The 12,398-nt window shown below is 60.0% G+C and carries 11 protein-coding genes; 4 read left to right on the top strand and 7 right to left on the bottom strand.

What is annotated here, in order from left to right:
* The first annotated feature begins 111 nt into the window (after positions 1-111).
* Entirely contained in the window at positions 112-606 is a 495-nt protein-coding gene (locus tag B0D71_RS28720) for a SprT family zinc-dependent metalloprotease (protein ID WP_046043022.1), read from the top strand.
* Between the two features lie 120 nt (positions 607-726).
* Here B0D71_RS28720 and B0D71_RS28725 read toward each other — a convergent pair whose 3' ends face one another.
* Both B0D71_RS28725 and B0D71_RS28730 read right to left on the bottom strand, forming a co-directional pair.
* Entirely contained in the window at positions 727-1,908 is a 1,182-nt protein-coding gene (locus tag B0D71_RS28725) for a CaiB/BaiF CoA transferase family protein (protein ID WP_103397720.1), read from the bottom strand.
* A gap of 144 nt (positions 1,909-2,052) precedes the next feature.
* Positions 2,053-3,387 (bottom strand): dicarboxylate/amino acid:cation symporter, encoded by a 1,335-nt coding sequence (locus B0D71_RS28730; RefSeq protein WP_103397721.1) that lies wholly within the window; start codon positions 3,385-3,387, stop codon positions 2,053-2,055.
* 338 nt (positions 3,388-3,725) lie between these two features.
* Here B0D71_RS28730 and B0D71_RS28735 point away from each other — a divergent pair, with 338 nt between their 5' ends.
* Complete coding sequence (locus B0D71_RS28735) at positions 3,726-4,724, top strand: AraC family transcriptional regulator (RefSeq protein WP_103397722.1); 999 nt, start codon at positions 3,726-3,728, stop codon at positions 4,722-4,724.
* Positions 4,725-4,875: 151 nt separating this feature from the next.
* Here the strand turns inward: B0D71_RS28735 and B0D71_RS28740 are convergent, their stop codons facing one another.
* The 3 genes from B0D71_RS28740 to B0D71_RS28755 form a co-directional block, all read right to left on the bottom strand.
* Entirely contained in the window at positions 4,876-6,222 is a 1,347-nt protein-coding gene (locus B0D71_RS28740; protein ID WP_103397723.1) for an ATP-binding protein, read from the bottom strand.
* Positions 6,219-6,896, bottom strand: a complete 678-nt coding sequence (locus B0D71_RS28745) for a response regulator transcription factor (protein WP_103397724.1) — start codon at positions 6,894-6,896, stop codon at positions 6,219-6,221. The genes B0D71_RS28740 and B0D71_RS28745 overlap by 4 nt, the downstream gene beginning before the upstream one ends.
* 189 nt (positions 6,897-7,085) lie before the next feature.
* On the bottom strand, positions 7,086-7,688 hold the full coding sequence (locus tag B0D71_RS28755) for a hypothetical protein (RefSeq protein ID WP_103397725.1): 603 nt from the start codon (positions 7,686-7,688) through the stop codon (positions 7,086-7,088).
* A 144-nt stretch (positions 7,689-7,832) separates the two neighbouring features.
* On the opposite strand from B0D71_RS28755, the gene B0D71_RS28760 reads away from it, so the two are divergent.
* Both B0D71_RS28760 and B0D71_RS28770 read left to right on the top strand, forming a co-directional pair.
* The gene (locus B0D71_RS28760) at positions 7,833-8,624 is read left to right on the top strand and encodes a dienelactone hydrolase family protein (protein ID WP_103397726.1); all 792 of its coding nucleotides are present in this window, start codon (positions 7,833-7,835) and stop codon (positions 8,622-8,624) included.
* 194 nt (positions 8,625-8,818) lie between these two features.
* On the top strand, positions 8,819-9,544 hold the full coding sequence (locus tag B0D71_RS28770) for a 4'-phosphopantetheinyl transferase family protein (RefSeq protein WP_205886072.1): 726 nt from the start codon (positions 8,819-8,821) through the stop codon (positions 9,542-9,544).
* A gap of 52 nt (positions 9,545-9,596) precedes the next feature.
* On the opposite strand, the gene B0D71_RS28775 is transcribed toward B0D71_RS28770, so the two are convergent.
* Positions 9,597-11,207 carry an ATP-binding protein gene (locus B0D71_RS28775; protein WP_103397728.1) on the bottom strand — a complete coding sequence of 537 codons (1,611 nt, stop codon included), beginning with the start codon at positions 11,205-11,207 and terminating at the stop codon, positions 9,597-9,599.
* On the bottom strand, positions 11,204-11,926 hold the full coding sequence (locus B0D71_RS28780; protein ID WP_103397729.1) for a winged helix-turn-helix domain-containing protein: 723 nt from the start codon (positions 11,924-11,926) through the stop codon (positions 11,204-11,206). Before B0D71_RS28780 ends, B0D71_RS28775 begins: the two co-directional genes overlap by 4 nt.
* Positions 11,927-12,398 lie beyond the last annotated feature (472 nt).

Here is a 12,398-nt window from a genome sequence, read left to right on the forward strand (position 1 = left end):
GCGGCCTTTTCATTCTTCAGCAACGATAACGCACACGACCATTCGGCAAAGTTGCGATTCGCAAGGGTCGAGGGTTGCGGCATACTCGACCGCTCTGGAGATCCATCAAGCATGCCCGAGCAACTCAATACCCGCGTCGAAGACTGTTTCCAACTAGCCGAATCCTTTTTCAAACGACCTTTCAAGCGCCCCGTGGTGAGCCTCAAGCTGCGCGGGCAAAAAGCCGGCGTCGCGCATTTGCACGAGAACCTGCTGCGCTTCAACCCGCAGCTGTACCGGGAAAACACCGAGGACTTCCTCAAGCAGACAGTGGCCCATGAAGTCGCGCACCTGATCGCTCATCAACTGTTTGGCGACCGCATCCAGCCCCATGGCGAAGAGTGGCAATTGATCATGCGCGGCGTGTACGAACTGCCGCCCAACCGCTGCCACACCTATGACGTCAAACGCCGCAGCGTGACCCGCTACATCTACAAGTGCCCATGCGCCGACAGCGACTTCCCGTTTTCCGCCCAGCGCCACAGCCTGGTTCGGCAAGGTCGGCGGTACTTGTGCCGGCGGTGTCGCAATACCCTGGTGTTCAGTGGGGAGATGCGGGTCGAGTAGTTGGATTTCCGGTGTATGTGCTGCCGCCATCGCGAGCAAACTCGCTCCCACATTGAGTTTGTGTCACACCACAGATCCTCTGTGGGAACGAGCTTGCCCGCGATGGCGGCCTGACAGGCACTAAAGAATCACCCTGGCCAGCCGCAACTGCTCGATCCGCTCAACACTGAACCCCAACTCCCCCAACACCTGATCCGTATGCTGCCCCAACGCCGCGCCAATATGCCGAGGCTCAGGCAAACCTTGCGAAAACTTCAGCGGGCATGCCATCTGCGCCTGGCTCGAGCCATCACCACGAGGCACATCGGTCACCAACTCCCGCGCCTGCAACTGCGGATGACTTAGCGCCTCTCCCAGGCTCAACACCGGTTCGACACAAGCATCCAGTTCGGCAAACAGCGCGCGCAACTCGGCAAAGTCGTGCTTTTCGAATTCGACCTTCAGCGCGTCTTTGAGCTGTTTCTGATGGGACGGTTGCGGTGACAGCCCGAGGCCGGCCAATTCCTCCAGCCCCAAGGCCGTGCACAACTGTTTCATGAACACTGGCTCCAGGCTGCCCACCGACAGCCAGCGCCCATCCCGGGAGCGGTAGTAATCATAGAAGCTGCCGCCGTTGAGCACCTGGTTTTCCGGCCCCGGCTCGACGCCACAGGCCAGATACCCGGCACCCGCCATCGCGTTCAGGCTGAACGCGCAGTCGGTCATACTGACATCCAGGTGCTGGCCCTGACCGGTTTGCTGCCGGGCAATGACCGCCGCCAGCAGGCCAATCACTCCGTGCAGCGAGCCACCGGCGACATCCGCTACCTGCATGCCCAACGGCAGCGGCCCACTGTCGGCCCGGCCGGTGTAACTCGCCAGCCCGGACAAGGCCAGGTAATTGATGTCATGGCCGGCGCGGTCCTTGTAGGGACCGGTCTGGCCGTAGCCGGTGATCGACACGTAAATCAATTTTGGATTGATTGCCTTCAGGGCTTCGTAACCCAGGCCCAGACGCTCCATGACACCCGGACGGAACTGCTCGAGCACGATGTCATAGTCCTCCAGCAACGACCTGATAACCTCCAGCGCCTCAGGCTGTTTGAGGTCCAGGGCGAGGCTGCGCTTGTTGCGGTTGAGGTAGGCATGGCTGGCTGACACGCCTTGATCGTGGGGCGGCAACACCCGCAGCAGATCCATGCGCGTCGGTGATTCGATGCGCAGCACTTCGGCGCCCATGTCCGCCAGCAACAACGAGGCGAACGGCCCCGGCAGCAATGTCGAGAAATCCAGAACCTTGAGTGATGCCAGTGGACCGAGCATGAATGTTCTCCCTTGACGATGCACCCAGCCTAGGCAGCCATTGGCATTGCAGCAATCACCTTATGCGCCATGCTCAGTGACCGTTGTGCTCAAACACCAGGCATGAAAAAACCCGCCGAAGCGGGTTTTTCATAACAACAAGGTTTACTTGGCGCTCGTCGGTGTTGCTCCTTCGACGTGGCCCAGAACATCGTCTTTAGGCTCGTCGGCAATGCCGCGACCGCCCGAGGCCAGCTCAGCTTGCAGCACATCAGTGTCCAGTTCCTTGACCCACTTGGCCACAACGATGGTGGCGACGGCGTTACCGACCAGATTGGTCAGGGCACGGGCTTCGGACATGAAACGGTCGATACCGAGGATCAGCGCCAGGCCGGCAACCGGCAGGTGGCCCACGGCGGACAGAGTGGCAGCCAGTACGATGAAACCGCTGCCAGTCACGCCCGCAGCGCCCTTGGACGACAGCAGCAAGACGACCAACAGGGTGATCTGGTGCGTGATGTCCATGTGCGTATCGGTTGCCTGGGCAATGAACACCGCGGCCATGGTCAGGTAGATCGCTGTACCGTCGAGGTTGAACGAGTAACCGGTCGGGATCACCAGACCCACGACAGATTTCTGCGCGCCCAAACGCTCCATCTTGATCAGCATGCGTGGCAGCACCGATTCAGAAGAAGAAGTACCGAGTACGATCAGCAGTTCTTCACGGATGTAGCGGATCATTTTCAGCACGCTGAAACCGTGCAGGCGGGCGATGGAGCCCAGCACGATCAGGATGAACAGCAGGCAAGTGATGTAGAAGCAGGCCATCAGTTGACCCAGCTGCACCAGCGAGCCGACACCGTAGGCACCGATGGTGAACGCCATGGCACCGAAGGCACCGATTGGCGCGAGCTTCATGATCATATTGATGATGTTGAACATCACGTGGGCGAAGCGATCGATGAAGTCCAGCAACGGCTTGCCGTAGGCACCCAGGCGATGCAAGGCAAAACCGAAGATCACCGAGAACATCAGTACTTGCAGGATGTCACCGGTGGCGAAGGCACCGACGATGGTGGCCGGGATCACGTTCAGCAGGAAGCCGACGACGCTTTGGTCAGCACCGGCCGCAACATAAGCGGCAACCTTGGAGGCATCGAGGGTGGCGACATCGATGTGCATGCCATTGCCCGGCTGCACGATGTTGACCACGACCAGACCGACCAGCAGTGCGATGGTCGAAACGATCTCGAAGTACAGCAGCGCATAGCCACCGGTCTTACCGACCGATTTCATGTCCTGCATACCGGCGATACCGCTGACAACGGTACAGAAGATGATCGGGGCGATGATCATTTTGATCAGCTTGATGAACCCGTCACCCAGTGGCTTAACGGCCACACCGAGCTGTGGGTAGAAGTGACCGAGCGCGATACCGATGACAATTGCAACGATCACCTGGAAATACAGGGATTTGTACAGTGGCTGACGAGTCGTCATTGCAAAGTTCCTCAAGGGTGCCCGGTGACAACATCCATCTGTTGCCCGCAACACCGCAATTGCGAACCCTCCTGCACTGGAGGGATTTGTTTTTTCGAGCTGCGCAACGGCAGGCATCTGCTCGTTGTATCGCAAGGCCCGTGCCACCTTCGGTAAAATCCCTGCAAGCCTTTTGATATCAGGGGTCGCGGCAAATTCCCTTTCACCGGACGGTTACAAGCGTGTGGCGGATTCCCGCCCTTCCACTAGAAGTCGTCCTGCAATTTGGCGGATATCCGCCCTGTTCATGCCCGCAGTGCGCAGCTACCATCCGTCGTTCAACGGTCAGATCTGCTGCCATGCGCGAACGCACCATCGCCAGTCATTTCGCCCGCGCCGTTCTCGGGGGGGCGCGTCGACACGGCTACGACTATTCGGGCCTGCTACAACAACTGGGGATCAGCCCCGAGTTGCTGGACGAGCCGCGGGCGCGCATCGCTCCGGAGCAATTCACCCAACTGATTCAGGCCTTATGGCTGGCACTGGACGACGAGTACCTGGGGTTCGGGCAAGCCCCGAGCAGGCCGGGCAGCTTCGCGATGATGTGCCATGCCGTGATTCACTGCCGCAGCCTGGATAAGGCACTCAATCGCGGCTTATTGTTTTATAGCCTATTCCCCGGGGCTCCGCGCTTGACCCTGAGCCGCGAAGATGAATGGGTTCGCCTGAGCCTCGACGACTCGCAGCTTTGGGATCCGGATCATTTCCTCAGCGAAAGCCTGCTGGTGATCTGGCACCGTTTCGGCAGTTGGTTGATCGGCCAGCGCATTCGTCTGGAACAGGCCACGTTCAGCTACCCGCGCCCTGAACACGGCGCCGAGTACGACCTGCTGTTTTCCTGTCCGCTGGAGTTTTCCAGGGGCCAGAGCAGCCTGCTGTTTCACAGCCGCTACCTGGCCATGCCGCTGCTGCAGGATGAACGCACCCTCAAGCATTTCCTCGAACGCTCCCCCGCCGACCTGCTCTCACGCCCGGATGACGGCGACAGTTTGAGCAGCCGCTTGCGGCGCTTGCTCAGTCGCGACAGTTCACGCTGGCCCGACCTGGAAGCCGTGGCCGCCCACCTGCACATCAGCCCGCAGACCTTACGCCGGCATTTGCGGGAAGAGGGTTCGAGTTTTCAGGAATTGAAGGACCAGTTGCGCCGGGACATCGCGATTTATCACCTGGGTCGCGCCGACCTGTCGTTGCAACAGATCGCCGAGCAGTTGGGGTTTTCCGAGCCGTCGGCGTTTCACCGGGCGTTCAAGAAGTGGACAGGGCTGACGCCGGGGGCTTATCGGGCGCAGGAAAGCTGAAGTTCAAGGCCGCCTTTTTTGGTGTCTTCACTGGCTCTTCGCGAATAAGCCCGCTCTCACATTCGGCCGCATTCTCTCTGACGGAACAGGGCCACCTGTGGGAGCGAGCTTGCTCGCGAATGGGTCAGTAAATGCACCATCAAACTCCCGCTTAAACCACCGGAAAATGAATCCGGAACGCCGCCCCGCCCATCGGTGAATCGCCCAGGGTCAGTTGGGCGCTGTAACTCTCGATGATGTCCTTGACCACCGCCAGGCCAATGCCCTGCCCCGGGTGCTGACGATCCAGACGCTCGCCGCGCTCGAGAATCCGTGCGCGTTGACTCTGCGGTACGCCGGGACCGTCGTCTTCGACACACAACTCGGTGCCACTGAGGTTTTCACGCACGCTGATGCGTATTTCGCCCAGGCACAGGCGATAGGCGTTTTCCAGCAGGTTGCCCATCATCTCCAACAGAGCGCCCTGTTCGATCGGTACGTAGCACGGGTCGGGCAGGTCAAATGCGACGTGCACACGTTTGTCGCGATAGACCTTGTCCAGCGTATCGCACAGACTTTTCAGCACCGGGTGCAAGCGCACCTGATGACGTACCAGACCGCTTTTGCGCAGGCTGGCGCGCTGCAGCTGGTAGCTGATCTGCTGGCTCATACGTTCGATCTGGGCTTGCAGTACCCAGGCCTGATCGCGATCCTCGGGACGCTGGGCCATGTCTTCACTGACGCCTTGCAATACCGCCAGCGGCGTTTTCAGGCTATGGGCCAGGTCATCGAGGGAATCACGGTAGCGACTGCGCTGCTCACGCTCACTGCGCAGCAAACGGTTGAGGGAACCGGTCAGGCGCAGCAATTCCCGGGGATGTTCTTCACTGAGGCTTTCGCGGGTACCACCTTCAATCTCGTCCAGTTCCTGGCTCAAACGTCGCAATGCCTGCAAGCCCCAGGTCAGACCGATCCACAGCAACGCCAACAGCACCAGCAGTGCCGCGCCAAAACCCAGATAGAGATTTTCCCGCAGGCCTTCGAGGGTCAGTTCGTATTCACGAACCGGCTGCAAGGCAACGATGCTGAAGGCTGCACTCTTGCCGCCGAGCAACTTGACCTCGACGTCATAGACGAAGAACTCCTGGCCATTGGCTTCGCGGATCCGCGCGAACTCGTTGCCTCGCCCATCGTAGCGTGGCTTGTAATTGATGCGTTCTTCCTGGGTCGCCCTCGAACGCCAGACCAGATGCCCTTCACGGTCATAGATGTAGCCGAGCAGTCGGCTGTCGGTGAGGTTGAAGCGCTCGTCGGGCAATTGCGCCGGCATCTGCAGGCTGTTGTTCTCCACACGGGCGGCAGAGATCAACGTGGTCACGTCCGATGCCAGACGCTGCTCAATGGAGTCCTGCAACGCCAGGCTGAAGGCACCCTGCATTGCCGGCAGCAACGCCAGCATGAACAACACCGCCAACAGCGTGGCGGCGAGCATCAAGCGTATGCGCAGCGAACGGATCAAGTGCAACGCTCATTGAACAGGTAGCCCAGGCCGCGCACGGTGTCGATCGGCTTGAACCCGCCCGGCCCCTCCAGTTTGCGGCGCAGACGGCCGACCAGCACCTCGATCACATTCGGATCACGCTCGTCGTCATCGGGGTAGAGCTGTTCCATCAAGCGGTCCTTGGGCACCACTTGCTGATGGTGGCGCATCAGGTATTCGAGAATGCGGTATTCATACGCGGTCAGCGCCAATGGCTGGTCATCGAGGGACGCCTGCTTGCGATTCAGATCCAGAAGCAAGGGACCGGCGACGATGGTCGACTGGGTAAAACCACTGGAGCGACGCAGCAACGCATTCAAGCGTGCCTCCAGTTCTTCGAACTGGAACGGCTTGACCACGTAATCGTCGGCTCCGGCGGCCAGGCCTTCGACCTTGTCCTGCCAGTTGCCGCGCGCGGTGAGGATCAGGATCGGGAAGGTTTTGCCACTTGAACGCAACTGGCGGATCAGGTCGAGCCCGCTCATGCCCGGCAGGCCGAGGTCGATTACCGCCAGGTCAAAGTTGAACTGGGCGGTCTGGTACAACGCCTCCTCGGCGTTGGCCACGGATTCGACCACATGGCCGCTCTCCGTCAGGCGGGTTTGCAGGTGATGACGCAGCAGCGCTTCATCTTCGACGACCAGCAGTTTCATATCGCTCTCCCGGGCAAATCAACATCTCCAGAGGCACAACGTCGCACCTCAATAGCTAACATGGCAATGGTCACTGTAGGAGCGAGCTTGCTCGCGAAGACGGCGGCACAGTCAACATTGATGTTGCCTGACACACCACTTTCGCGAGCAAGCTCGCTCCTACAGGTATCGCGTTGGCGCAAACGCTTGTCAGAAAGCGTAGTTGGCGGACAGGTAAGTCTGGGCGCTGCTGGTCAGGTCCAGTGAACCCTGCTTGCTGCCACCGCGCTCACTCATCTCGGTGCTGGCGTTGCTGCGCAGGTAACGGTAACCCAGTTCAACCGACGTGTTCTGCGAGACCTGTTGCAGCACACCCATCTGGCCACCGATGGCGTAGCCGATATCACTGTCGCGGCTGAAGCCTGACGACTCCTGAGTCATTTTGGTCAGGCCGGCCGTGGCACCACCGAACAACTTGGTGCTGCCACCCACCGGGTAGAACAGATCGTAGCTGCCCAGGAGGTTTTCCTGACGTAGTTTAATGCCGTTGTGCGAGCCCGACACATTGTCGTAAGTGGCGTAGTAGCGGCCCTTGGTGTTTTGCTGGCCCAGCCGAACACCCCAGGTGGTGTCCTTGCCAATCACGCCATCGGCGTTCGGGTGATTGAGGTTGTCGTTCAGAGCGTGGGATTTTTTGATCTTATCGCTGGTCTGTCCAAGAGTAAGGCTGGCGAAGTTGTCGTCGGACGCGAAAGCTGCGGTGCTTGCGCCCAGAACCGTGAATGCCAGTAGCAGTTTTTTGAATCCAGTCATTGGGAAGTTCCTCATGTGTCGTTTGTTTTTGGGTACGGGGCAAGGTTACGTACCGCGCCCTGAACTCCCCCTGAACGCACTCTGAACCTGGGCTGAACCGCCCCCTCCCGAATGTTTCGACACGTTTCAACAGGAGATCCGACCATGCGCATGTTCTTCGCCGCCCTCCTATTGGCTTTGAGCGGGCTCAGCCAGGCCGCCATCCAGACCCGGGAAATCCCCTACCAAAGTGCCGACGGTACGAAAATGATCGGCTACTACGCCTACGACGATACCCTCAAGGGCCCGCGCCCCGGGGTGGTGGTGGTGCATGAGTTCTGGGGGCTGAACGATTACGCCAAGCGTCGCGCCCGGGATCTCGCCGGCCTGGGCTACAGCGCCTTGGCCATCGACATGTACGGCGACGGTAAAAATACCGAACACCCCAAAGACGCCATGGCGTTCATGCAAGCCGTGGCAAAAGACAGTGCCGTGTCGAGCGCGAGGTTCCAGGCCGGGCTCGACCTGCTGAAGAAACAAGCGCAAACCGATCCGGACAAAATAGCCGCCATCGGCTACTGCTTCGGCGGTGGCGTGGTGCTCAATGCCGCGCGCCAGGGTGTGCCACTGGCGGGGGTGGTGAGTTTCCACGGCGCCTTGGCGACCAACACGCCAGCAACACCAGGCAGCGTCAAAGCGAAGATCCTTGTGGAACACGGGGTGCTGGATAGCATCGTCACTCCGGAAAACATCACGGCTTTCAAGAGCGAGATGGACAAGGCCGGGGCCGACTACCAATTCGTCAGCCTCGACGGCGCCAGGCACGGGTTCACAAATCCGGATGCCGACCGGTTGAGCCATGGTGATCATGGCGGGCCGGACATCGGCTACAACAAGGCCGCGGATGAAAAATCCTGGGCGGACATGCAGGCGTTTTTCAAGAAGATCTTTGGATAACTCTGTCATCTGTGGCGAGGGGGCTTGCCCCCGTTCGGCTGCGAAGCAGTCGTAAACCCTGCAACCGCGCTTTGTTTGACGCAGCGCGATTGCAGGTTTTGGGGTGGCTTCGCCACCCAACGGGGGCAAGCCCCCTCGCCACAAAAACTACCGGCCACTACCCAGTCCCAAGGCAACCCGGCAAAATGCCCGACATGAACTCCGCCCCCGCCCTGCCCGTTTGCTGCACACCCCTCGACGACCATTGGCCGTTGCCATTTGCGCTGCCCGATACGGTCCTGTTGAGCACCCGTTTCGATAGCACCCGACTGGCCAGCGATGATTTCCAGCGCAGTGCCATCGAGGTACCCGCGAGCATCCAGCGCTCGGTGACCAAACGGCAGGCGGAGTTTCTCGCCGGGCGGGTGTGTGCCCGGGCCGCGTTACAGCGGCTCGAAGGCTTGAGCTTCATTCCGGCCATCGGTGAAGACCGGGCACCGGTCTGGCCTGCTCATATCACTGGCTCGATCACCCACAGCACCGGCCGGGCGGCGGCCATCGTGGCGAACAAAAGCCATTGGCGCGGCCTGGGCATGGACCTGGAAAACCTGCTCAATGCCGATCGGGCCGAACGCCTGGCCGGCGAAATCCTCAACCCGCCGGAGCTACAGCGCATGGCGGCCAGTCCTCGCGATCAACTGGCGTTGCTGGTCACCCTGACGTTTTCGGTCAAGGAAAGCCTGTTCAAGGCGCTCTATCCGATCGTTGAGAAACGCTTTTATTTCGAACACGCCGAAGTGCTGGAGTGGCGTGAGTCGGGCGAGGTGCGCTTGCGCCTGCTCACTGATTTGTCCAGCGAATGGCGTAACGGCACCGAACTGGATGCGCAGTTCGGGGTCAAGGATGGGCAGTTGTTGAGTCTGGTCAGCATCAGGGCCTGAGGTATATTGGCGCCTATTCGGACCCCATCGCGAGCAACAGACAACACAAGGCTCAACGCTTCTCCTGATTGCGCGGCCAGCTCAGGCTGAAGCACGCCCCACCCAGGCTCTTGCTCTTGCCGATCAACGCGCGCCCGTCATGCCAATGGATGATGCGTCGTACGATCGACAACCCCAGTCCATGCCCACCCGAAGCGCGGGTGCGGCTGTCATCAAGTCGCAGAAACGGTGTAAAGATCTTCTCCCACGCCGACTCCGGCACACCGGGCCCGTCATCCTCGATATCCACCCGGCATCGCTGCTGCCCCACCTGATAGCTGATGGTCACCCGTGATTGCGCATGGCGCATGGCATTGCTCACCAGATTCTGGATCGCCCGATGCAGATAGCGCGGTTCGGCCTCGACCCAGGCGTCGTCGTTATCGGCCGCCGACAGGCACAGCCCGCGCTGCACCGTGACGTCGGCGCGCAACGGCGCCAGCTCTTCAATCACCTGATTGACCAAGGCATCCAGATCGATCCGCTGAAAGTTCAGCGCTGGCGAACCCTGTTCCAGACGCGCATAGGTCAGCATCTCGTCCACCAGCCGGTCGAGGTCCTCGATGTCGTGGTCCATGCCCTGGCAGTATTTTTCCAGGGCTTGCGGTGTGGTGGCCGAGCCGATCATTTCCAGGCCGAAGCGCAGGCGCGCCACCGGGGTGCGCAATTCGTGGGACACCGCTCGCACCAGTTCGCGCTGGATCGCCAGCAACTGTTGCAGGTGCTCGGCCATGCCGTTGAATGCCGAGGCCAACCGTCCAACCGAGTCTGCGCCGCGTGCCGGTACGCGGGTCTCCAGGCTGCCCTTGGCAATACGCGTGGCGGCGGCTTCCAGGCCACGCAAGCGTCGCTCCAGTTGACGCACCAATAGGTAAACGATCAATCCGATCAGCGTCAGGCCCAGCGCGGCGATCAGCACCAACCACTCCGGTGGATAAGGATTCATCTGATACAACGGGCCGATTTCCAGGACCCACGGCGTACCAACCATACCGGCAAACACCCGGATCGAATCGCCCCCTTTGCCCAATGCCATCACGGTGTCGCCCTCGGACACCCGGCGGCTTTGGTCTTCGTCCATGTCGGCTTCGTCCACCGTGACCAGGCGCAGGTCGAAGCCGAAACCTTTGTTTTCCTTCAATTGCGCCAGGCGCAAGGGCTGATCGGCGACCGGGGTGCGTACCAGTTCATCGGTCAACAGGTAGATAGTCGCCCGGGCCAGTTGTTCGCTGATCTGCTGCACTTCCCCGGTGAGCATCAACTGTTCCTTGTCGCTGACCAGCTTGTAGACCTTCGCCGCGTGCGGCCCGGTCTGTTCCACCAATGCCTGGCCGCGCAACACACGGGTGCGCTGGGTCAGGTCGAGGTCAGTCTCGGCAAAAGTTTTCAGCGCCAGCGGAATACCCAGTAACCGCTCCCATACCAGCAAGGCGCGGTGGCGTTCGGTCTGGTTCATGGGTTGCAGGTTGTCGGCCATCAGCGAGAACGTGCCGTGGGCCAGGCGCTCTCTGTATTGCTCGCTGCGCACCTGATTGAGCAGGTGCAACGCCAGCACCCCGAGCACCGCCACCAGAATCAACGCGGCGCACATGCCGCCATAGATACGCAGGAAGATCGAGTTCACAGGGTCTGGTCTACGCAAGCCTCGGGAACGAACAGATAGCCTTTGCTGCGCACGGTCTTGATCAGCCGTGGATGTTCCGGGTCATCGCCGATCTTCGGGCGGATGCGCGAGATGCGCACATCGATGGAGCGATCCTGACCGTCATAACCGATACCCCGCAGCGCGGTGAAGATCTCTTCCCGGGACAGAATGCGCCCGGCATTGGCCACTAATAGCCAGAGCAAGTCGAATTCGGCACTGGTCAGTTCGATGCCGTTGCCCTGCAACCAAGCTTCGCGCAAGGCGTTGTCGACGATCAGCGGACCGAACTGTAAACGCCGCTGTTTTTCCGGGGCGACTTCCGGTGTTTCACTGCGGCGCAGCAAGGCCTGGATGCGCGCCAGCAGCAGGCGCGGGCGTACCGGCTTGCAGACGTAGTCGTCAGCGCCCAGGTCCAGGCCGAGAATCTGGTCAGTGTCATCGGTACGGGCGGTGAGCATCAGGATCGGGCCGTCGTAGCGGGAACGAACCTTGCGGCAAATGCTCAGGCCATCCTCACCGGGGAGCATCAGGTCGAGGATCACCAGGTCCGGTTGTTCGTTGATGATGCGGTTCGCAGCGAGTGCGCCATCCCCTTCTATCGATACACGCAGGCCATTGGCTTCCAGGTAATCGCGGGTCAGTTCGGCCAGTCGCTGGTCGTCCTCCACAATCAATACCTGCCAGGCTTCTTGCTCCACGGGTGACCTCTGCTTGCCAAAAACACTAATAAGGAAGGATCCGCCCGTCCTTTTGTAATGATTCGGGGGGATAAATATGTATACACGCTGGGCCGATTGTATAAACGCCACCCGTCGAGAACACAAGCGGGTAAATGCGTTCGGACGACACGGTTTTTTGTGATAGGGTTCGCGCCCTTAAAAATCCGATCGAGCGTTTTCGATCGTAGAAAATCACTGAAAAAAGGTCCGGTCCAGTAGCGTCGCGGCCTACACGCCGGTTCCCTCTTTCACACACAATTTACGCACAGGTTTATCCACAGGTAGTACGTTGCAATCCCCCCCTAAAACGCATTATCTTGTAGCCCGGCGCTAAAAAAACCCTAGATATAGGGTTTTGCGCGAAAAACCAAACACAAACCAGACACCAATTTCAAGCGCTTTTATTGCCTCTGTCCGGTTGAACCAAACGTATTTTCGAAAGACCAAACCG

Source organism: Pseudomonas laurylsulfativorans (genome assembly GCF_002906155.1).
GTDB classification, from domain to species: domain Bacteria; phylum Pseudomonadota; class Gammaproteobacteria; order Pseudomonadales; family Pseudomonadaceae; genus Aquipseudomonas; species Aquipseudomonas laurylsulfativorans.

Bases quoted from the DNA above. Each gene is read 5' to 3' on its own strand.
- B0D71_RS28735 (WP_103397722.1), top strand. From the start codon at position 3,726: ATGCGCGAACGCACCATCGCCAGTCATTTCGCCCGCGCCGTTCTCGGG.
- B0D71_RS28770 (WP_205886072.1), top strand. From the start codon at position 8,819: ATGAACTCCGCCCCCGCCCTGCCCGTTTGCTGCACACCCCTCGACGAC.
- B0D71_RS28720 (WP_046043022.1), top strand. From the start codon at position 112: ATGCCCGAGCAACTCAATACCCGCGTCGAAGACTGTTTCCAACTAGCC.
- B0D71_RS28725 (WP_103397720.1), bottom strand. From the start codon at position 1,908: ATGCTCGGTCCACTGGCATCACTCAAGGTTCTGGATTTCTCGACATTG.
- B0D71_RS28755 (WP_103397725.1), bottom strand. From the start codon at position 7,688: ATGACTGGATTCAAAAAACTGCTACTGGCATTCACGGTTCTGGGCGCA.
- B0D71_RS28760 (WP_103397726.1), top strand. From the start codon at position 7,833: ATGCGCATGTTCTTCGCCGCCCTCCTATTGGCTTTGAGCGGGCTCAGC.
- B0D71_RS28730 (WP_103397721.1), bottom strand. From the start codon at position 3,387: ATGACGACTCGTCAGCCACTGTACAAATCCCTGTATTTCCAGGTGATC.
- B0D71_RS28745 (WP_103397724.1), bottom strand. From the start codon at position 6,896: ATGAAACTGCTGGTCGTCGAAGATGAAGCGCTGCTGCGTCATCACCTG.